Here is a 20,656-nt window from a genome sequence, read left to right on the forward strand (position 1 = left end):
GAGAGCGGAAGATGAGCTGGGAAGGAGCTGTCGATGTCGCTGGGACCGGCTTCGCTGTCCTTGACCGGGTTTATCAGTCAGGCACAATGACCGACGAAGGCCTAGGGGGATCATGTGCGAACGTCCTGTGGTCGCTTGCGATGCTCGACCGTCACGTCGTACCGATCTTGACGCTTGGAGCAGATGTAATCGGTGAGAATCTTGTCGAAGAGTTTCGTGCGGCTGGCGCGGAAACCCGCTACATCGCCCGCCGATCTGGCCGACTTTCGCCGGTCCTTGCGCAGCATCTCGACACCGCGACCGGTGACCATTCATTCAGCTCGTTTTGCCCTGATACCAGCGAGCGTTTCCCGCATTACAGCCCCATCGAGAGACGAGACGTTGACGAGGCACTGACGGTAGTGCAGTCCTGCGCTGTATTCTATGCCGATCGAATAACGGAAGCGATTGTGGAGGCGATGGAAGCCACCGCGAATGCCGGCGGGATTGTTTTCTTCGAGCCTTCAGCCATTGGCGACCTCAGCCTTTTTGCGCGAGCTCTGGATGTCACGTCGATCTTGAAATTCGCGAGCGACAGGTTGGGCGAAGAGTTGATCCCGGAAGTCGTCAACCGTGGGATTTTCGCGATAGTGACAGGCGGCGCTGCCGGACTCGACGTCTGTTACGGAGAACGTCGCGTTCGCTGCGAGGCCATTCCAGTTGATCTCGTGCTCGACACATGCGGGTCAGGCGATATGGTCAGCGTCGGCCTCATCAACCGACTTCTTACGTGCGGATTCCGCGCGAACGATCTCGATTTCGATGACGTCGTGGTGGGTGCAAGAGCTGGTCAGCGCTTAGCCTCCGCCAATTGTTCGTTCGTTGGCGCCCGAGGAATTTTCAGGAACCTCGGCCCTGCTGCTGCACGGCGTGCCTTGGTCGAAGCGGAGTAGATACCAAGACGGCTACTCCGCGGCTTCCATAGCAAGCCAGTTGCGACCGGATCGGCTCCGAAGTTTCGCCCGCAACTCCATTAACAACGTCCCAAGCATGTTTTGGCCCACGCCGTTAACTTCGCCCCACAGCCGATTAACCTCGTTATCAACGGTAGCAGCCTCGACAAGACGCAAGTCGCCGGTGGAAAGCAGTCGATCACGCAAGTCTGGGTGCTGAGTAAACTTGGCTTCCAGTACCCGGCGCATGCGGTCGAATTTTGTCTTAGACCATCCGGGTGCAACGTCCCAATAGTAAAGACCGTGGGCGGCCATCGCGAGCAGAGCTGGTGACGGAGCTTGCATCAGCCATTTCCGAACCTCCGGCTTCCTCGCCTTGCCGGCCTGGTAGGCGTGCTCCGATGTTGGGAAAACATCGCCTTCAAATTCAATCGGCCGCCGGAACAAGTTGCTGAAGATACCATATGGTTTCTCGCTCGCGCGGTAGAACCTGATCTCGGCAACGACTGTCATGGCAAATCAGCTCCTTGATTTCTTCGTTTCAGAATAATATGCAAATTTGCATGAAACTCAATCCTGAAATGGTCCAAGGACTGTCTGCAGAAATGCAGACCGCCCGCCGACAGAAGGGTTGGAGCTACGCGGAATTGGCCCGTAGGTCTCGCGTGGAACAAAGCCAGGCCCAAAAAATCTGTGAAGGGCGTTTTCGTTCCCTCTCCAGTAATGTACTGCAAATTTGCAGCGCCCTGGATGTGATACCAATGGAAGGAGATGCGCACGGTGTTGCCTACGAGCGCATGCTGGCGACGGAAGTGATAGCGCTTTGGGATCGCACGAGCGTGGACGCTCTGCGCCTGATCCGTCTACTTAAAGATCTCGGTGAGATCAGGTCGAGCCGCCGCGACGGCACCGGCTAAAGCGGCGCCGATCCCATTTGTCAGGGGCAACGTGGGCCATTGATTGCGGCGCTAAAGATGGAGCGACGCGGGCTGCGAACTGATCCAGCAGCCATATCGAATGTTGAGTTGCGTTGAGCCAAACTCAACCTACGCCGGCGCCTGCGGTTGCTTGTGTCCAGTGTCGGCCCCCGGCTATCGGGGCGACCCCTTGTCTGTAACGGCAGCTGTCGCATCTTCACCGAATGGCTCCGAATTTCACAGCGAATTTCGTGGCATTTTTGCGCATATATTTGACATCGCTCGTGCATTAAGGTTTTATAAATTTTCGGAGATTGAGAGAGAGTTTATGTCTGCAAAGAGGGAGAAATTCGTCAAGCTTGCCGAAGGAAGGACGCAGGCCGCTTTGGAGGCTATCCGAAAAATTGGCAATCTTTCGAACCGCAGAGCTTACGAATTTGATGAGGGGGACGTGAAGAAAATCAGCAAGGCGCTGCGTGATGCAGTGTCAGATCTCGAACGGAAGTTCGGATCCACGGCCTCAGCCGACAAGGACGTCTTCAAACTTTAGGATCTGTGCGATGAGTTTTGAACGCCTGACAATCCAGGACGACCGGTTTCTAATCAATCGCCTTATCGGACAGGCCCCGCGACACACACTTGTCCGTGAGTTCTTCATGAATGCGCAGGAAAGTGCGGAACTGGCACCTGAAGGCTATCGAACCGTGCACATCTACCCCACGCTGATTGAAGGCGTCCGGAAGTTGACGTTCTGGAACACGGGGCCGGGAATGGGTTCGTGGGACCTTCGGACTGCGACTAACATCTCTGCCTCTATCAACAAGGAAATGTCGCTCAACGGAAACTTCGGTATCGGCGCCAAAGTATCCGGGCTGACCGTCTCGCCCGCGGGCATTCGCTATCGTTCTTGCAAGGACGGATTGGTCCACGAAGTAACGATTGGATTCGACGATGAAGCGGACACGTTTGTGCGCTTCGCCTACGAGGTTGGAGGACGGCAGGACTCGGTATTCGATGTCACCGAATCGGTGCGAAAGACGGCCGATCTTTCCCACGACTGGACGGAGGTCGTTCTCATGGGCGAGGACGACTTTCATGACACGGTGTCGGAGCCGATCGGCAGGGGAATTCGCGTCGACCGTAGCTATGTCGCAACACAGATCTTTCGGCGTTTCGCCGAATTTCGTACGGGCGTCAAAGTAATCTTGGATGTCTCCCTGACAAAAGGCGGAGGACGCGATGAGACCGGAAGGACTCGCACGCTAAAAACGCTGCAAGACGTAATCTCGCAACTGCCGAACGCTGAGACCGTCACCTGCCCCGAGACGGGCGTGCAGATCCAATACGTGCACGACCCGAAGCACGCCAACTACAGTCACTCCATCAGCGCGCTTAGCAACCCTGCGACATCGTCGACATCGTTCTGTGCACTGGTCCACAAGGGCGAGCGATACGACTTCCGCACCGGGAAGAAATGGTCCGCAGTCGCCCCAAACTACGGGATACCTTTCGGTTCCACCGTCCTCACAGTCGAGATATACATCCCGGACAGCGCAGGTCTTCCGAACCAATATCGCGACGCCCTCACGACCGTCGACGAGCGCAATCCGATTACGACTGATGACTACGCTTCGAAGGTCCGTGAGCTGATGCCCGAGTGGGTGAAAGTCGTGATCAGAGACGCGCATCCCCCAAGGGATGAAAACCTGGACGATTTGCAGAAAGACTTGCAAAAGGTCCTCGACGAGTTTCGCCTGCCAACCTCAACCTATGTGAAATCGCTTGAGCGGCCAGAGCGCACGCAGGATAGTGATGTCGGTCTTGACGAAGCTCGCTCGGCCGATGTCGATGGAATCGACGACGAAGAAGATCGCTTCCTTCGTGGTGAACGGAACTCCGGATTGCGGGCGACGGACAAGAAGAGCCGCAAAGCGCCAGAGGGTGCAAAGCTCTCCAAGGAGGCGCAGTCACTTGAGCGCGCTCCGACGATCGAGATATTGGACGATCCCGTGGAGATCGATGAGAAACAAATGAAAGGGCGTGCGGGTCGTTTCTACAAGGACGCGCAAACGCTTTTCATCAATGGCCTCTACTCCGCGGTCGACAGGATGACTGCGGAACTCGAGTTGCATTTCGCAGGGCAGGCGGAGGGAGAGGCGCTTCGTAGTATCATCTTAAGGGCGGCACAGCGGTCTATGGCGTTCCGCGTGGGTAAAGCCACCTGCTACGCGATCAGCAAACGCTTGGTCGAGGGTTGGTCGCTCGAAGATCTCGATCGGGCAACCTCTCCAGAGTCCCTGTCCCTTGCAGCCGATGACTATCGCCAGAGCATGAGTACGGCTCGCAAGTGGATCGGTGCAGAGCTCAAGGCGCACGGATTTGCCGTGGCCGAGCCGGAGGCGGCCTGAAGAGACAGTCTCACTGGACGGGGAAAAGGGTCCTGAAGCGACGTTGATATTCGAGGTAGGTCTGAAACGATTTTTTTCAGACATTCAGTCAAGATGTCGGTTTTGGGCCGAGAGCTGAACGTCCACTGTTAGCTGGCGGCAGATCGAAGCTGCCCTCCTGCGGGGATCCAATCACGGATGCGTTTGTCCCCACCGGCATCAGTTGTAATGCAACCTTTGTTCTAGAACAGGAGGAAGCGGTTCTGTTTCGGATGGCATGCCAATGATGTTGCGGAAAGCACATTATTGGACCAGGTTTTGGAGCAGCTATCGCAAAGGGTACAGCGTTCCAATCGGCCCGGGAATCCTCTGCTAACCCCTGAGTATGATCTGAGGAGGTTTCTGCAATGGACACAACCGTTGAGAGCGACTGTAACGCCATACGGGCTCTGATCTCGCGCCAGTTTGCAAGCATGAGTTGGAAGGCGGCGGGCGAGCCCGACTGGAAGAAATTCCGATCCGATTTTTTCCCGGATGCGCAAATGTTTCCTTCATCGCGGCCGGCCCGGCCCCAATCCGTCCCCGCGTTCATCAAGCGAATGAGTTCTCTCGCAGAAAGCGACCTGTTGTCGCTTGATGAAAGGGTTCTCGGCAGCAAGATACAGGTGTTTGGCAATGTAGCAGTGGCAGTTATAGCCTGTGAGAATGTCGAAAACGACATCAACTTGGAGCGAGTGGTTGAATGATGCTTTTGGTGAAGGATCAGGGCAACTGGAAGATTGCGGCGCAGGCTTGGGACAAGGCAGGGGAGGACACGAGCCTGCCCACAGATATATTGGATTAATGAGCCGATAGCCGCCAGCCGGGTCACGCGCCATTATTTTCCTGCTGCGTCCGGTGAACCCGCTCTGGTCATCAAGTAGTCATGGAATTGGTGTGGACCCATCATTACAGGCTCCAGACGCTCGATCGAAAACCCCTGGGAACGGTAGAAATCGATCGCGGATTGGTTTTTTTCAGCGACAAAGAGCGCTTGCGGATACCCTACGCCGAAGTAGTTGCGAACTGTCTCGATCAGGAGTTTGCCCAATCCCAGCCCTCGGGTTTCGGGCAGCAGATACAGCTTCTTGATCCACAGGGTTCCGCCTTGGACATACGCGGAGGCATAACCTGCGTCCTTCCCGTCTGTCGTAATGATCCAATAGCTTTGCCGTCGCTCGTGCATGTCCGCGTAGAGACTGGGCATGGAATAGATATCGGCTACGATGCCCGCCGCCAGGTCTGCGCCGATCAGGGGTGTATAGTGGGCCTGCCAGATGACCAGGGCTAGGTCCCGGACCCGATGGAGATCGGTCGGGGCAACCAGTAAAATGTCAATGAACACCTAGACGCCTCCCAAAAGCGGCACAAAGCAGAAGTTACTGTTTGAAACAGAATTGGCAAATTCCGTATGGGCCTGCCCCCTAATTCCGAGAGGAACCTTAACCCGAAAGGCTTGTGGGCGCTCAGGTCAAATAGCGGACCAGGCAGAAACCTTGCTGGCAGCCTACTCAACGGCGGAATTCCTGAGATTGCGCCAGTCGCAATCTCGGAAGATGGCAAACCTGTCCGCCCATCGTTGGAAATGGAGACCTAGGTGGCTACATGCGTGCGCCGGCGCCTAGAGTAGTAGATAGACGATCGTCCCGAGCTGCCGTCACGCGCGCTCAAAAGTCATGCCGTAGTGATAGGGCGGCAGATCGATCAGCGTTATCAGGTGAAAGCCGGCCGGCTCGACGACGGCTCTCACCGCCTCGGGAGGCATCCGCATGTCCGTCTTTGGCCCGCGCGGGTGACCGAGTACCGTCGTCTGTTCGCGCGGCACCGGGTGCCAGTTGACGACAGCGAACACGCCGCCAGGCCTGAGCGTTTTGGCAACGGCCTGGACAAGGCCAGGCTGGTCGGGAACACCATGGAGTGTATTTGCGATCAAAACGAGATCCAGCTTTTCCGGGATCAATCGCGAGATCTCGCCGGCGTCGGCTATGATCCATTTTAGAACCGAAACGCCCTCCTGCTCTGCTTCCGCACGAGCCATCTCGATCATTGCAGGGTCGAGATCGAGCGCGTAAACGCGGCCATCGACGATCTTTGCTAGGGGAGCTGTGAAATATCCATCGCCGCAGCACAGATCGAGCACTGTCATACCCGGTGCCACGCCCAAAGACAGCAGGAGGCCTGCTGGATCCGGCCACAATACGGTCCACCAGTCCCGATCTGGCATCGATGTCGCAGGAAAAATTGCGCTCATACCGGCTGCCTAGAACGTGGCCGTAAATACGAAGACATCAGTGATCGTTTCGGCATTGATCATAGTCGGCCAGAACCTCGATCACCCGGCATTCGCCGACTTTACCATGACGGCAGCCTTCGACCATCAGTTCCAGTTCGGCTTTGAGCGCGTTCAGGCTCTGAATTCGCTGTTTGACCTCGCCTAGTCGAATCCGGGCGATGGCGTCGGCCGTGGCGCAGGGCTGGCCTGGGTCGTCCTGCAGCGTCAGAAGCGCCCGAATAGCGTCGATTTCAAAGCCCAGCTCTCTGGCATGACGAATGAACGTCAACCGACGCAGGTCCGCAGCCTCATAGTGGCGGCGATTGGCCTCGCTCCGGGATGGGGCAGGCAGAAGTCCGATCTGCTCATAATAGCGGATGGTCGGTACTTTGACGCCGCTTTGCCGGGCCGCTTCGCCAATGGTCACGCCGTCTAACATTTTTCGCTTGCTCCTCTAGTCACTAGAGGATGTAGCGTCGCTGTCAAACCATACAAGAGGAATGTTATGACCGCGTCCCAGGCACAAACACGTTATCGCGTCGAAGGCATGGACTGTGCCGGTTGCGCCACCAAAATCGATAAAGCGGTACGTCGCATCCCTGGCGTCGAAGATGTCAGCGTGTCCGTCACCGCCGGCACCATGACGGTCAGGCACACGCCCGAGAGTGACCTCGCCGAACTTGAAAAGAAGGTGACTGGCCTCGGCTACACGGTTGCCGAACTCAAGGTAAAGGGAAAGGTCGGGCTGGACGGGGCAGAGCACCATCACAATGACCACGACGATGCGGGCGACTACCATGCGGGCCATGCTCACGCCAGCCACGATCAGGTCAGCGAAAGTCAAGATGACCGCGAGGAGGGAATAGAGGGCCTTCACGGGCACGACCGCGCGCCAACCTCGGGGCCGTGGTGGAAGAGTCCCAAGGGTCGCCTGACGATCGCCAGCGGCGCGGCGCTGGTCCTTGCGTTTGCCATTCACTATGTGTGGCCGGCGTCCGGGGTGTGGGTCTTTATCGCGGCCATGCTGGTTGGCCTGGTGCCTATCGCCAAACGGGCCGTCATGGCCGCCGTCGCAGGCATTCCCTTCACCATCGAAATGCTCATGACCATAGCGGCCGTCGGTGCGGTCATTATCGGCGCCGGCCAGGAAGCTGCCACTGTGGTCTTCCTGTTCCTTGTCGGTGAGCTTCTCGAGGGCGTTGCCGCCGGAAAGGCGCGCTCGAGCATTCAAGCGCTGACCACGCTGGTCCCGAAAACGGCCTTCATTGAAAAGGGCGGCAAGACGCGCGAGGTGCCGGCCGAAAGCCTTGAAGTCGGCGCCATGATCATGGTGCGGCCGGGTGACCGGATTCCCGCCGATGGCGAGATCACCGAGGGTGAGAGCGCGATCGACGAATCCCCGGTGTCAGGCGAGAGCGTGCCGGTGCGCAAATGCGTCGGCGACAAGGTTTTCGCCGGCACCATCAATGGCGACGCTGTTTTGCGCATCAAGGTCACCGCCGTTGCCTCCGATAACACCATCGCGCGCGTCGTCAAGCTGGTCGAGGAAGCCCAGGAGAGCAAGGCGCCAACTGAGCGGTTCGTCGACCGCTTCTCGCGCTGGTACACGCCTGCTGTGGTCGGCGTGGCCGCGATGGTGGCCGTGGTTCCACCTCTCGTTTTCGGCTGCAACTGGAACGAATGGATCTACAAAGGCCTCGCCCTGTTGCTCATCGGCTGCCCCTGTGCCCTGGTCATCTCGGTCCCGGCGGCAATCGCCGCGTCGCTCTCGGCTGGCGCCAAGCGCGGCCTGCTGATGAAGGGCGGGGCGGTCCTCGAGGCTCTCGGCAAGGTCACCGCCGTGGCGCTTGACAAGACCGGCACGCTCACGCTCGGCAAGCCCCAGGTCACCGACGTGGTTTCTTTCGGAAAATCGGAGGCCGAAGTGCTGCGTCTTGCTGCCGCCTTAGAGACCGGCTCAAGCCATCCGCTTGCCATCGCCATCCTCGCAAAGGCGTCTGCAGACAAGGTTCAGGCTCCGGCCGCGTCCAAAGCGCAGGCTCTAGGTGGCAAGGGGGTCAAGGCGAACGTGGAAGGCACCGAAGTTTTCCTTGCATCGCCACAGGCTGCCGAGGATACGGCGAAGCTCACTGAGGATCAAAAATCTCAAATCGCAGCGCTCAATGACGAGGGCAAAACCGTCTCGGTCGTCCTCGTCGACAACAAGGCGGCCGGCGCCATTGCGATGCGTGATGAACCGCGCCCGGACGCCTTGGCTGGTCTCAAGGCGCTGACGGATTCCGGCATCAAGACCGTCATGCTGACCGGCGACAACAAGCGCACGGCTGCCGCGATCGGCAAACAGCTCGGCATCGAGGTTCGCGCCGAGCTACTGCCAAAAGACAAGCAGCGTATTGTTGGAGAGCTGAAGGGACAGGCGCTCATCGTGGCAAAGGTCGGCGATGGCATCAACGACGCGCCAGCCCTTGCGGCGGCCGACGTGGGTATTGCTATGGGCGGCGGCACTGACGTGGCTCTCGAAACTGCTGATGCGGCGGTGCTGCATGGCCGTGTCGGCGACGTCGCCGCCATGATTGCGCTGTCGAAGGCGACCATGGCCAACATCAAACAGAACATAACCATGGCCCTCGGCCTCAAGGCCGTCTTCCTCGTGACCACGGTCTTGGGAATCACCGGCCTGTGGCCGGCGATCATGGCCGATACCGGCGCGACCGTTCTGGTGACGGCCAATGCCATGCGCCTCCTGCGCTGGAAAGGGGCGGCGTGACAAACAAGCGGTCCTCTGTGCTAAACTTGAAGCATGGCTGAATCGCACTCCCATTCGCATCTCTGGCCCGGTGTCCCCCTCGCGCTAGGCTCCGCCGCCCTGTTCGGAGCGGTTTCGCCATTCTCCAAGCTTATCCTTGACTCAGTGAGCCCGCTGATGCTCGCGGGCTTGCTCTACCTCGGCGCCGGACTAGGGCTGGCGTTGTTCTGGCTGTACCGCCGTTCGACCGGCGGGGATCAAACAGAAGCTTCGCTGCACAGGGCCGATATTTCGTGGCTGGCAGCAGCGATTGCCATGGGCGGCATCGTTGGACCGGTCCTGCTTATGTCCGGGTTAGCTCTGACCACGGCGTCGAGCGCAGCATTGCTGCTGAATGTTGAAGGCTTGGCCACCATGGCAATTGCTTGGGTAGTCTTTCATGAGAATGTCGATCGTCGGCTGCTGCTCGGCGCGGGCGCCATCCTCGCCGGTGCCATTGTGCTGTCGTGGGCGGGGCAAGGGATTGCGGTCAATGCGGGTGCCCTGCTGGTCGTCGGCGCCTGTGTCGCTTGGGGTATCGACAACAACATGACCCGCAAAATCTCGGCGACTGACCCGGTGACCATCGCCATGCTCAAGGGCTTGGTGGCCGGCACTGTCAACATTAGTTTGGCAGTGGTGTCCGGCGCCGTGTTTCCCCACGCCGCGTCGTTGGGAGCGGCGGCCGTCGTGGGCTTTCTCGGCGTCGGCGTCAGCCTGGTGATGTTCATCCTGGCCTTGCGCCATCTCGGTACGGCACGCACGGGGGCGTACTACTCGCTGGCGCCCTTTATCGGGGCCTTCCTGGCCATTGTGCTTGTCGGTGAGCCCCTAACCTTGCGGCTGCTTGTGGCGGGTGCCCTGATGGCTTCCGGCCTTTATCTTCATCTCGCTGAACGGCACGCGCACGAGCATGACCACGAAGCGCTGGAGCACGAGCACAGCCATGTTCATGACGAACACCATCAACATACCCATGACGGGCCGGTGACGGAGCCGCATTCGCATTGGCACAGTCATAAGCCTATGCGGCATTCTCATGTGCACTATCCAGACCTTCATCATCAACATCGGCACTGATCTCCGACGAGTGCCGCGAACCAATATGATGTCCCAAGACCATGCGGGCACCAGTCGTCCATCTCGGCTATTTCCGCAACAGCTGGTGGTCCGGCGAAATGGCTCGATGAGGCAGCCTCTGCCGACGTGGGGGCGCTCTGCCAATTCCTGCCCGGACCGGCCTCCAGCCATGGCCGTACCGCCGCACAGCGATGTAGACAATGTCTGCTTTCAGGCAGTGACCGCGGAATGCTGAATGGCCGATATTGGGCGCATACCTGACATTTGGCCCAGACTTTGGAGCAGGACTTCAAAATTTGCCGAAATAGAACCTCCCCGTCGGCTTGTCGTCCTTCATCCAAATCAGCGCCTGGGTCATGGAGTCGACCTGGTCGTCGTGCTTTCCGTGCGGAAATGCGAGCACCTCAAGCAGGAAGTCATCTCTCCAATGCGCGTCTTTCGGAAGATTGACGTTGCCGTTTTCGATCATTGCGGCAACACGTGACAGCCGGCTTTCCTTGTCGGTTCTGGCTTTTACCGGCGTGGTCCTGATGTCCTGGCTTTCCAAGTCGGCGATGAGACTTGAGCCGGAACCCGCATCCTCAATGAGGATGATGTCGGGGGAGTGCTCCAGAAGGGAGTTTTTTACCGCCTTGATGAGGTCTGGGTAAGCTGCCCGGACGCGGACGAGATCGAGGAGATAATAGTTGTTGTCGTCTTTGGCCCATGTCGTTCCGACGGAGTAATCGCTGGAGGGGTCGCCCTTGAGGGCGGTGTCCCAGCTTTGAACGATGGTCATAGAACGACGGTCGAACTGATGCGGATCGTAGTCGCGAAACCACACCCTCTTGACCATGTTGCCGTCCGGTGGGGCAGGGGATTGTTGGTACTGCGCGGAAAAATTGAGCGATCCTAATAGGCGCTTTAGACCGTCCAGTTCGGCGTGTCCCAGACGCGCGGGGTGCAGCAAGTCGCCAAGCTTGCGATCGTGCCAGCGATTTACACTTGTCCGGACGCGTTCGTCCTGCTCGGCAATCGCCGACAGGTTCAAATGCTCCCAGCCGCCAGTCTCCAGAAGCACGCCTGCTAGGTCGTCGACATGCAATCTTTGCATGACAAGGACGACGGCACCGGCAGCCGGATTGTCGAAGCGCGACATCAAAGTCGTGCGAACCCAGTCGGCGCACCTATTGCGAGCCGATTCCGAATGCGCTTCATCTGCCTTCAAGGGGTCATCGATAATGATGATGTCGCCACCCCGGCCAGTTAGCTGACCACCGGTCGAGGTCGCCAGGCGTCCACCGCCGAGCGTGGTCTGCAGTTCATTTTCAGTGTTCTTGCGCGGGCTAACGTTGAAGGTCGGGAACATCGACCGGTACCAGGCGGTGTTGACGACCGTTCGAAAGTCGTTGGCGTGCTTGACCGCAAGAGGTTGAGCATAAGAGACGCAGATCATTTTCTTCGACGGATCGCGGCCAAGAATCCATGCCGGGAACGCGACCGAGGTGGTGACCGACTTCAACGATCTCGGTGGCATCGTAATGATTAGGCGCTTGCAATTGCCCGCGGATACGCGCTCGAGCTGATGCGCAATGGCGCGGATGTGCCAGTTGGGCAAATACTTGGCGCCTGGATCGACAGCGGAGAAAGCCAGGGCCACGAAGGTCGCCAGGTCAACGCGGGCCGCGCCCAACAGCAGCTGAAGGGCAGTCGGTGCAACGGGCGAGGAGGATGGTCGGCCCGGGAGGGAGAGGGGGGCGTTCATTCCTCATCTCCTTGATCGCCGGTCTTGGAAGGGGTCTCGGTATCGTTCTCTGACGAGTCCTTGTGGTCGAGATAATCCCGCATCATCTCGACCATCGTTTGTGGATCGAACACGTCAACCTCCGCATCGGGTTGCCGGCTTTCCTCAAGTTCGGCACAACGGGATGCGAGCTGAAGAGCATGGGCCGCCGACCGGAAATCGCCTGAAAGCGCGTTGTTGCGCATTTTGAGAAGGATGGCCTCCAGCGCCGTCACCGTCGTCGTCCTGCCATTCTGCTGGATTTGGATCGGCCCAAAGAGCGTCTCGCGTACAATCGTGTTCATGTTCTTTTTGCCTTTCGGCCGGCCTTTCGGATTGCCTGACATTCCTTTCTGGAACCGGGTTTCAGCCGGAGGCTTGCCGTAGCCTATCGAGTAGTCGGCAGATTTCTTTCTCCGGGTGGTCACAGCACGCCTCCCACAGTTTCAGGAGCCGGGGTTGCGGACGCGGTTTTCGCGAGTGCGCTGGAAGATTTGACGCTTCCACGCTGCTCAAACAGTTCCTCGAAAGTCTCGCCTGTGGTGGCGAGCGTTGCCTGCTTGCCCGTATGCCTTTCGAAGCGGCGGATAATCAGATCGCAATAGTGAGGATCGATCTCGATAAGGCGTGCGTGGCGCCCGGTCTTGTGCGATGCGAGTAGTGTGGTGCCCGAGCCGCCAAAAGGGTCCAGCACGACGTCGCCTCGGCGGCTGACGTCGAGCAGAGCGTCGGCAACCAGAGCGACAGGTTTGACGGTCGGATGCGCTTCGAGCTCTTCCATTCGCGTGGTGCCAAAGCTGTTGGCGCCGCGATAGGTCCAGACATTGCTGCGGTGACGTCCATGTTTGCCGAGTTCGACGTTATTGCGATGCGGCTCCTTGCCATTCCTGAACACCAGCACCAGTTCGTGCTGAGAGCGGTAGAGGCTCCCCATGCCGGCATTAGTCTTGTTCCAGACGCACAGATTGAGCAGATCGCCGAACGTCTGTTTACCCGCCAATGTGGTCTCTGCGATATGACGCCAATCCATGCACACGAAGGCGATAGCGCCCGGCTTGCTCGATCCGGCAATCAGTGAGAACGACTGCTCCAGAAACCCTACGAACTCGTCGTCGGACATCTCGCCGGATGCCATTGCAAATTCCCGGTGGCTCGTCTTGCCAAGCCCGCTGACGTGTCCGCCGATCGGAACGTTGTAGGGCGGGTCTGTGAAACAGACGGACGCCTTCTCCCCTGCATCAGCGTCTCGAAACTCTCTTTCGAAAGCGCGTTGCCGCAAAGCAATCGATGTTCGCCGAGCAGAAACAGATCGCCGGGCAGCGTTATTGCTGGTCCTGCTGATTGCTCCGGAAGGCCCGTTTCATCCTCTTCCGATTCATCATCCTGATTGTTCGGCGAGAACTCGCTGATGATCAGATCGACCTCTGGGATGTCGAAGCCGGTGAGGCTCACATCGAAGTCGAGGTCGACCAGCGCCTGCAACTCGATGGCCAGGATCTGCTTGTCCCAGCCGGCCTTCTCGGCGATCCGATTGTCGGCAACTATGTAGGCGCGCTTCTGCGCCTGATTGAGATGGGTGATTGAGAGGGTTGGAACTTCCTTCCATCCCAACAGGCGCGCCGCTGAGAGCCGGCCATGGCCGGCAAGGACGTTGTTCTTCTCGTCGACCAAGACTGGATTGGTGAAACCGAATTTTTCGATGGAGTCGGCAATTTGTCGGATTTGTTTCTTGGAGTGGGTGCGAGCATTGTTGCGGTAGGGGGTGAGTGCGTCCATCGAAACTGTGGTGATTTTGGTGGCCATTTGATCCTCTGAAATTCGTGCGCGCCGCATGGTAACGCGCCTGTGAGGTCGCAGAATCGACGATTCGAAAAAACCATCTAAATTAGCCATACCCGGAATTCACAGAGCGTTTCGGCAGCGTTCGAGCTAGGATTCACAAATCACCGATTTTGTGTAAGTATGGGGCAACAAAAAATTTTGTCGGCTCCTTGCGATACAGCGATTGCCGACAAACTGTTTTGCTCCCCCTTTCGGAACTAGCTATCAACTATTTCGATATGCGAACAACTGCGGAAAGCGGCCTTGATGGCGCTCTGCTTGAGGCGCGAGGCGGTTTGCCCTGGTTGTCTGGGGCACACGCCAAAAATAGCGGTTCTCGATCTATACAACTAGATAGCGTAGGAGAGTTTTCTGACGCCGTCGCGACAGGTTGACCGGCACGGATAGAGGCAGCCGAATGTTCAAAGGCTTCGTTGATCCCCCGTCGCCTTGGACACCGCTCCGCGAATGGATTGCGTTTGCGACGATATACTGACGGTCGAGCCGCGAACCGCCGATGTGCAAGAGTACATTGATCAGGCAGATGCGGAATCGAGCGTCGGAAGGGCAAGAGCTCATTGCCTAAGCGGCGTTCTGGTTGAGACGCGAAGCCAATGCTTTCGCCTCGGCTGGAGACAGCCGACTGAGCCTCACTCGCAGCGCCTCGCAAAGTTCGTCGAGTATCGGGTCGCTATCTTCGGAGCCCATATGACGATGCGCTCGATGCTGGAAGAACAGACAGAGCCAAAGGTCGAGCGCGCTGCCGTCCCATTTGCCAATCTTGCGAGCTTGCTCCGACATTCCGATGGCAAGGCCGGCAAGAGGGTCCATTCCTCCGGCGACGTCGTACCCGTTCAGGAAATGGGCGAAGCGCCCTGACTGATCCCACTCGAAGGGCCCGGGCATCGCCGAGAAGTCGCCCTTCAAGGCCAGTCGTTCCCACTTGAGAAGCCGTGTCATTCGGCGGCTTCCGCCAGCACGCTAAGCCGAGGCCGGATCAGAGAGACAAATCGATTTGCAGCATCACAGAGCCAGTCGAGTTGCTGTTCCTCGTCAGCGAAGGTCGACCGCGGTCTGAATACGCCGAGTTCGGTATAGAACGGTGCGGCGGATTTCAACCTTGCTGCCAAATCGAGGCCGCTTTCGCTGCGCAGCTCTGCAATGTGGGCGTCGAACTCATCGAAAAGAACTTACCCATCCTCGTCCCTGAAGGTCAGAAACAAACCCACTTCAGCCTTTGCGCCAGTGGAGCGAAAACCTGTAATCCAGCCTAGGGGCTTTGAGAGCGGTATCCTGACCCAGTTGTCGCCACTGTGACGCGCTGGCAACTGGTCGGAATGATCGAATTGAACGTGGTCTATGAACCGTTGCCAGAACGCACGATTGACGCTTCGCCGACTGCCGCTTTCCGGATCAACAACGCTCTCCATCGTTTCGCTGGCTTCTGAGGCGCCGATTTCCTGCGTCTCCAGCTGGAGCGGCACGCCGCCGCCGTCGACCAAAACTCTTTGCTGAAGGACTTTAGTCCGCAAGGGCACTATTGGTAACACGACAATGGTACCCGAAGCCGCCTGCCACAATTGGATCTCAAGCAGTGTCAGCTGAGCTAGGCCCGCACCTGCGAATTAAGATGTTCGGCAATCGCGTGCGTGTCCGAGCGAATGCCATCTCCGGCAATGATGAGCTGAAAGTCACCCAGCTTTAGCGACCGCGTTACCGCATCCACGAATGAAGCCTCTTCAAGATCTGGCCACCGGAGCTTCGCCGCGGCAAAGATTGGGTTCGGCTCATGGGATGGCAGCTTGCGTTTAATCCGTGCGGTCAGATCACCGAAGCTCCAGCGTCGCAGCAGCGCGGCATATTCCAGGATTTGCGCCAACACCTCCCGTCGCGCCTGTGGGTTGCGCCAAAGCTTGCACTCAATAATGACCAGTCGGCCGGTCCTTGCGACGCCCAGAATATCCGCGAACACTGTCCCGCCCGCTCGAGGAATGGCGAGTTCCCGGCATAAAGGAACGACATCGCCAAAGCTGCCTTCAAGGCGGTCGGCCACGATCAACTCGGGATGCCGAAACAGCAAATCTTGTAGCCAATGCTCGTCATAAGCATGCTGCGAAAAAGCATTCGAAACTGGCACTCGCCCTCGGGCAGGCGTTTGGTTTGGCATCAGCGAGCGACGGCCCAGGGGCTCGGGAACTGTTGAACTGAAGCCAGAAAATAACAAGGCACTCATTCGAAGGTCACCTTCTCCAATATGCCACCTAGAAATCGTCGTCGAAGATATATCGATTATATTGGCAGACGTTCACCAGACTTGTGAGGTGGACTTGCGCTCGATCGGGAACGACAGTCAACTCGAATTGTCGAGTCCATTTCCTCTAGGTGAGCGAATTGGGCCACGGCGCCAAATGTCTCATAATATGCAGTCGGGAACATAGCCGGGTGGCGGCGCAAATCGCGTATGCCGAATAGAAATCCGGACAGAGTTTCCGGACACAGCACCTGCGAAACAACCCGCTGTGCTACGGCCGCCTACAAGCTGTCCGAAAACGGTCGATTTCTGGACATCGCAATGTCGTGTGTCGACTAACGCGCTATCTCGGCTCGAGGACCAATTCAGGTACGCTCCTGACATTAGCTATTGAGCATAGATCCGTGCGTCCCGGAAAGCGGACGCGGCACGATCCGGGTTAGGCGAGTAAGGTTCGCTCGATGACGGCGGCGCGCGCGGAACCGTCGCAACCAAGTATGAAGCTGTTGCTGGAGCCGAGCGGGCATTGACGCGGCCATTGCCGGAGCAGATCGGCGCTAGGACGGCCAAGCAGCCTTTGTCGCGGGGGGACACTTTGCGGCGGGCGGGCCGCTGGGCCCGACCGGTGAGACTCAGCGCCGGCCAGCAAACAATATGCGCACGCCTGCCAATGCCAACGAATCATACAAACGGAGGAAGGAAGCGATCTAACCAGCGATCCCCATTTCCGATGCCAGCGCCTAAGCCTTTTATGAGACCTAAGCGCAGCTTGCCGGCCGCAGCATGGTCCCAATTTGGGACGAATAGTTTGGCACCCATATTGCACCCACATCTTTCGCCGGCTGATCCCGGTCCTGATCGCGTACTCTGATCAGGTGTAAGGCTCGCCGGGCTCGAGGTAGTTGGGGTCTTCGCCCGGCGAGTTGTCTACATTGCGCAGTCGCAGCCACATGGTGACGCCATACTCCGCAATGCCGCAAGCATTCCGCAGTTGTGCATCGCCCGACCAAGGTCCGATCGGTATGGGACTTCAGTCGCGCAAAAGGCCGATAGGGTCTGCGACTCCGAATTTTTTGTTAAAATTCAGACGGTTACAAAGAGCTTCGCAGTCGTCAGTCGCTCATTGCAACAAGCATTTATCTAAAGTTCATTCAGTCGGATTAGGAAACTCTTATAAGCCGCTCTATAGCGAATCGTCGAGGTGGCTATTCGCCTGAGGAGGTACCATGACATCCCGAAAAACGCTGTTGGCAGCGCTTGCCGCGCTTGCGCTAGTGACCGCTCCTGCTTTCGCTGGCGCGGGTGGAAACGGTGGTCACGGCAACGGTGGTGGTCACGGCAATGGTGGTGGTCACGGCAATGGCGGTGGTCACGGCAATAGCGGCAAGTCCGGCAACAGCGGCGGGAAGTCCGGCAACAGCGCTTCGCACGGCAAGTCGGCATCGGCTCACGCCGGAAAGAAGGCCTCGGCCGACGACCAGGTCGCCGTCGACGACATTGAGGTCGCCGCGACGCCCAAGGAAAAGAACATTCACGCCAAGCTTGGCCGGCTGAACTCGCTGCAGCGCAATATCAACGCCTATATGCATTCCAAGAGCAAGAAATTCGCCGGCATTCAGGCTTATGTGACAGCTTCGGCCGCCGCCAAGGGCGCCCAAGCCGCGGTAGATGCCGCCCAAGCCGAAGTCGACGCGTTGAACGCCAAATTGAACGACCCGAATACTCCGGCCGACCAAGTCCCGACCCAGGAGCAGATCGATGCAGCGCAGGCGGCGCTCGATGCGGCCAATATAGCGGCGGCCGATGCTGCTGCCGCCGTCCCATCGCTGGATGACGCGCTCGCCGATATGGCCAACAAGCCGGTAGACGCCGAGGTCACCGAATGGGCCAATGGCGTGCTTGCCGAGAAGATCGACGAGATGGCTTCCAAACAGGATCCTGCGCCAACGCCGTAAGACCGGTCAGCGCTGAAACGACCCTAGTCGAACGTGCAAGCCGCCGGGTCACACCCCCGGCGGCAGGGCGCCGACGAGCTTGCCACCTTATTCTCCTCTTTGAGGGCGACCCTAAACAAGCGGAGTCGCTACCGACGCGTAGGAACAAAAGTGCCGAAATACCGTGTTGAGGAGATGGCATGCGATGCCGTGACGGCCACCCACACCGTCAACGCGAAAACTCCGATCAGGGCGGCGCGCGAAGCGACGGAACGCGACGTCATTCTACGCCCGGCCACATCTTCGAATACAGCTCAGCCCGTAGGGCGGTCCATACCCGGCTGGCCGACGGCTCACGCTGGTTTCTTGAAACGCACCATGCCGTCGACCTCGATGCGCAAGTTCGACTATTGACCCGGACCAGGGTTCTCTCGGTCTGGTTTTGAGCCAAGGGGGAAGCAATACGATTTCCTGGACGTGCCGCTTGAGGCATTTGTCGCGTTCAAATCTGCCTTCGCCAAGGGCCGCTATTTCAACAATCACATCCGCAACTAACTATGCATTCCGACTCGCCCAAGATCCGACTCGCCCAAGAAAAGGCTGCAGGCTCGTTGGACGATTAAGGGAGGTACTATCCGAAAAAACGGCCCGCGCTGATCGAAGGGCGCGCAGGCCGGACCGTTGCCGCCGGTCTGCAGCGGGAGGCATCCATTCCGGCCGGTGCAAACCGGCCTCTCCCGGCACAATTAGCAACCTTCGGCAGTCGTTTTCATCTGTCCAGGGGCTGCGGACTGGGCACTGGTGTCATCCTGTTGACCAGGAGCGGATTGCTTGGCACTGCCACTCTGCTGGCCCGGCGCACAGTCCTTCGCTGAGTTCGAATTGGTCGACTTCGTTGTGGTCGAATCCGTGTTGTTATCTGTCGTCGGCATCGTTGTGGTAGTGGAGGAGCCACTCGACGTTGTCCCTGTTGTCCCTGTCGTCCCCGCGAACGCAAGCCCGCTGGAAACAGCCATCATGGCAGTGGCAAAAAGAAGCCGTTTCATTCTTCATCTCCTAATGACAAGTAATGTCCCTTCCATTCGATAACGGGGGATGCGAAGGATCGGTTCCGATGCGACCTTGTGTTGACCGGCAGCTTTGGGGCGGCCGTTAGCGGACTGGCAGCCTTCAGGCGGCGGATCTTCGGTAGCTGACATTCCGGCTAGCGCGGACATCGCCTTCCCCATGGGCAGAAATTATTCTCCTGGGGCCCGCCCACGTTTCTCTCAAGCCTCCGATTTCATGACCGACAGGTTATCACGATGTGTCTGAAAGTGCAGAAGCTGATCGTCGCCCCTTGGTTGTGCAGCCCTTCAGCCGTGGGCCAACCTCCCAACACCCTTGAAAAGGACTTGAAGTCGTCCCGCACCAGAGCGAACGTCTTCGCATGATCGGGATAACACGACAAAATACATGAGCCGGCTCTGTGCCGGTGTGGGCATGGGCCTTCTCCCAAGTAGTCGGGCGAAAGCCTGATGATCGCTCCCAAGCGCCTCGTGCCTGTTTGTTTTTGGTTTTTCGAGGCGACCGCAACAGTGTGCGCTTGTTAGCAGGCAATGGCAACCGGCCAGGGCAATTGCAGCATCGATGGTGGCCGCCGGCCGCCTTGACCGAACTTGCGGGCCAATTCCTCCTAGGTTGACGACGGACTATCGGTAGCAATTTTTACAATTTTCAATTTGGCTGGAAACCCTTTCTACCCGCCAGCGTTGAATTAGCACGGCTGCATTCAAGCAGTTGCATTCGGAGGAATTTTGATGAATTCGAAAATGCTCATTCTCGGCGCGACATTTGCCCTTATGACCGGATCGGCCTTTGCCGGCAGTTCCACTGGCACGTCTGCGCTCGACGATCCTGCAAAAATGTCTCCTTTCTTCACGGACAGCAGCATGAAGACCATGAAGTCTGAGGCCGAAGCGAAAACCGCTTGGTCGGCTATGTCTCAGGAGGACAAGGACGCGGTGATGAAGGACTGCGCTGACGCAGATATTGCGAAGGCCCATGAAAATTTCTGCAAAGCTGCGATGATGATGGGAAAATAGGCCCGTGAGCCCGCTGGCTCCCCGGCCGGCGGGCTTTTTTGTGCGGCCCAGGAACAGCCTCGCTCTCGCCGGCAAAACGGCCCGCTGGCCTTGGTCGGCGGGTTTTTTGCATCTGGCGCCGAAACTTATCTTCGCATGCCTGTCACAACGAGCCATGCGGTTTCCGTGCTCGGTCTCCGCACTTCAGGGTCGCTGAACCCTGCATCTCGCAACGCAGCAATGACCTCATCCGGCTCGCGAGGTGTAAAAATATCGGCCGGCATGTTCATCCGGTCCATATGCGCCTTCGGGAGGAAGCCCAGCACGACGCGACCGCCTGGTTTGAGGACGCGAGCGAGCTCTGCGGATCCAGCTCTAAGGCTTTGCCAGAAGTACACTGTGTGGACGCTGAG

21 protein-coding genes and 2 pseudogenes are annotated in these 20,656 nt (G+C 58.3%); 11 read left to right on the plus strand and 12 right to left on the minus strand.

Features of this window, described 5'->3' with window-relative positions; all coding sequences use genetic code 11:
- Positions 1 to 11 precede the first annotated feature (11 nt).
- Entirely contained in the window at positions 12 to 932 is a 921-nt protein-coding gene (locus NKI61_RS01665; RefSeq protein ID WP_352838724.1) for a PfkB family carbohydrate kinase, read from the plus strand.
- 12 nt (positions 933 to 944) lie between these two features.
- Here NKI61_RS01665 and ybiA read toward each other — a convergent pair whose 3' ends face one another.
- Positions 945 to 1,445 (minus strand): riboflavin biosynthesis intermediates N-glycosidase, encoded by a 501-nt coding sequence (ybiA, locus tag NKI61_RS01670; RefSeq protein WP_352838725.1) that lies wholly within the window; start codon positions 1,443 to 1,445, stop codon positions 945 to 947.
- A 50-nt stretch (positions 1,446 to 1,495) separates the two neighbouring features.
- On the opposite strand from ybiA, the gene NKI61_RS01675 reads away from it, so the two are divergent.
- The 4 genes from NKI61_RS01675 to NKI61_RS01690 all read left to right on the plus strand — a co-directional run bounded on the left by NKI61_RS01675 (position 1,496) and on the right by NKI61_RS01690 (position 4,982).
- Complete coding sequence (locus NKI61_RS01675; RefSeq protein ID WP_352838726.1) at positions 1,496 to 1,849, plus strand: helix-turn-helix domain-containing protein; 354 nt, start codon at positions 1,496 to 1,498, stop codon at positions 1,847 to 1,849.
- Positions 1,850 to 2,039: 190 nt separating this feature from the next.
- On the plus strand, positions 2,040 to 2,399 hold the full coding sequence (locus tag NKI61_RS01680; RefSeq protein ID WP_352838727.1) for a hypothetical protein: 360 nt from the start codon (positions 2,040 to 2,042) through the stop codon (positions 2,397 to 2,399).
- Between the two features lie 10 nt (positions 2,400 to 2,409).
- Positions 2,410 to 4,257, plus strand: a complete 1,848-nt coding sequence (locus tag NKI61_RS01685; RefSeq protein WP_352838728.1) for a hypothetical protein — start codon at positions 2,410 to 2,412, stop codon at positions 4,255 to 4,257.
- 386 nt (positions 4,258 to 4,643) lie between these two features.
- Positions 4,644 to 4,982 carry a hypothetical protein gene (locus tag NKI61_RS01690; protein ID WP_352838729.1) on the plus strand — a complete coding sequence of 113 codons (339 nt, stop codon included), beginning with the start codon at positions 4,644 to 4,646 and terminating at the stop codon, positions 4,980 to 4,982.
- Between the two features lie 131 nt (positions 4,983 to 5,113).
- Here NKI61_RS01690 and NKI61_RS01695 read toward each other — a convergent pair whose 3' ends face one another.
- The 3 genes from NKI61_RS01695 to NKI61_RS01705 form a co-directional block, all read right to left on the minus strand.
- Entirely contained in the window at positions 5,114 to 5,620 is a 507-nt protein-coding gene (locus tag NKI61_RS01695; protein WP_352838730.1) for a GNAT family N-acetyltransferase, read from the minus strand.
- Positions 5,621 to 5,932: 312 nt separating this feature from the next.
- On the minus strand, positions 5,933 to 6,526 hold the full coding sequence (locus NKI61_RS01700) for a class I SAM-dependent methyltransferase (RefSeq protein ID WP_023740166.1): 594 nt from the start codon (positions 6,524 to 6,526) through the stop codon (positions 5,933 to 5,935).
- Positions 6,527 to 6,563: 37 nt separating this feature from the next.
- Positions 6,564 to 6,986, minus strand: a complete 423-nt coding sequence (locus NKI61_RS01705; RefSeq protein WP_352514552.1) for a MerR family transcriptional regulator — start codon at positions 6,984 to 6,986, stop codon at positions 6,564 to 6,566.
- A gap of 66 nt (positions 6,987 to 7,052) precedes the next feature.
- Between NKI61_RS01705 and NKI61_RS01710 the strand changes: the two genes are divergently transcribed.
- The 3 genes and pseudogenes from NKI61_RS01710 to NKI61_RS01720 form a co-directional block, all read left to right on the plus strand.
- Positions 7,053 to 9,314, plus strand: coding sequence for a heavy metal translocating P-type ATPase (locus NKI61_RS01710; protein WP_352838731.1), 2,262 nt, complete (start codon positions 7,053 to 7,055; stop codon positions 9,312 to 9,314).
- Positions 9,315 to 9,347: 33 nt separating this feature from the next.
- Positions 9,348 to 10,412, plus strand: coding sequence for a DMT family transporter (locus tag NKI61_RS01715; RefSeq protein ID WP_352838732.1), 1,065 nt, complete (start codon positions 9,348 to 9,350; stop codon positions 10,410 to 10,412).
- A gap of 41 nt (positions 10,413 to 10,453) precedes the next feature.
- Positions 10,454 to 10,580, plus strand: a pseudogene (locus NKI61_RS01720) (chromate transporter); the annotation flags it as partial.
- Positions 10,581 to 10,701: 121 nt separating this feature from the next.
- Here the strand turns inward: NKI61_RS01720 and terL are convergent.
- The 7 genes from terL to NKI61_RS01755 all read right to left on the minus strand — a co-directional run bounded on the left by terL (position 10,702) and on the right by NKI61_RS01755 (position 16,228).
- On the minus strand, positions 10,702 to 12,156 hold the full coding sequence (terL, locus tag NKI61_RS01725; protein ID WP_352838733.1) for a phage terminase large subunit: 1,455 nt from the start codon (positions 12,154 to 12,156) through the stop codon (positions 10,702 to 10,704).
- Positions 12,153 to 12,602 carry a DUF5681 domain-containing protein gene (locus NKI61_RS01730; protein ID WP_023748222.1) on the minus strand — a complete coding sequence of 150 codons (450 nt, stop codon included), beginning with the start codon at positions 12,600 to 12,602 and terminating at the stop codon, positions 12,153 to 12,155. The genes terL and NKI61_RS01730 overlap by 4 nt, the downstream gene beginning before the upstream one ends.
- A complete protein-coding gene (locus tag NKI61_RS01735; RefSeq protein ID WP_352838741.1) occupies positions 12,599 to 13,360 on the minus strand; it encodes a DNA-methyltransferase in 762 nt (253 codons plus the stop codon). Before NKI61_RS01735 ends, NKI61_RS01730 begins: the two co-directional genes overlap by 4 nt.
- Complete coding sequence (locus NKI61_RS01740) at positions 13,273 to 13,977, minus strand: ParB/Srx family N-terminal domain-containing protein (protein ID WP_352838734.1); 705 nt, start codon at positions 13,975 to 13,977, stop codon at positions 13,273 to 13,275. Before NKI61_RS01740 ends, NKI61_RS01735 begins: the two co-directional genes overlap by 88 nt.
- Before the next feature lie 600 nt (positions 13,978 to 14,577).
- The gene (locus NKI61_RS01745) at positions 14,578 to 14,955 is read right to left on the minus strand and encodes a hypothetical protein (protein WP_023740378.1); all 378 of its coding nucleotides are present in this window, start codon (positions 14,953 to 14,955) and stop codon (positions 14,578 to 14,580) included.
- 230 nt (positions 14,956 to 15,185) lie between these two features.
- On the minus strand, positions 15,186 to 15,497 hold the full coding sequence (locus NKI61_RS01750; protein ID WP_352838735.1) for a hypothetical protein: 312 nt from the start codon (positions 15,495 to 15,497) through the stop codon (positions 15,186 to 15,188).
- A gap of 104 nt (positions 15,498 to 15,601) precedes the next feature.
- Positions 15,602 to 16,228 (minus strand): hypothetical protein, encoded by a 627-nt coding sequence (locus tag NKI61_RS01755; protein WP_352838736.1) that lies wholly within the window; start codon positions 16,226 to 16,228, stop codon positions 15,602 to 15,604.
- 1,244 nt (positions 16,229 to 17,472) lie between these two features.
- Here NKI61_RS01755 and NKI61_RS01760 point away from each other — a divergent pair.
- The 3 genes and pseudogenes from NKI61_RS01760 to NKI61_RS01770 all read left to right on the plus strand — a co-directional run bounded on the left by NKI61_RS01760 (position 17,473) and on the right by NKI61_RS01770 (position 20,264).
- Complete coding sequence (locus NKI61_RS01760; RefSeq protein WP_352838737.1) at positions 17,473 to 18,201, plus strand: hypothetical protein; 729 nt, start codon at positions 17,473 to 17,475, stop codon at positions 18,199 to 18,201.
- Between the two features lie 444 nt (positions 18,202 to 18,645).
- Positions 18,646 to 18,735 (plus strand): annotated as a pseudogene (locus tag NKI61_RS01765) (KTSC domain-containing protein); the annotation flags it as partial.
- 1,244 nt (positions 18,736 to 19,979) lie between these two features.
- A complete protein-coding gene (locus NKI61_RS01770) occupies positions 19,980 to 20,264 on the plus strand; it encodes a hypothetical protein (RefSeq protein WP_023673895.1) in 285 nt (94 codons plus the stop codon).
- Between the two features lie 125 nt (positions 20,265 to 20,389).
- Here the strand turns inward: NKI61_RS01770 and NKI61_RS01775 are convergent.
- The coding region (locus NKI61_RS01775) for a class I SAM-dependent methyltransferase (RefSeq protein WP_502899828.1) at positions 20,390 to 20,656 on the minus strand (267 nt) is incomplete at its 5' end.

The organism is Mesorhizobium sp. M0514, assembly GCF_040321145.1.
In the GTDB taxonomy this organism is placed as follows: domain Bacteria; phylum Pseudomonadota; class Alphaproteobacteria; order Rhizobiales; family Rhizobiaceae; genus Mesorhizobium.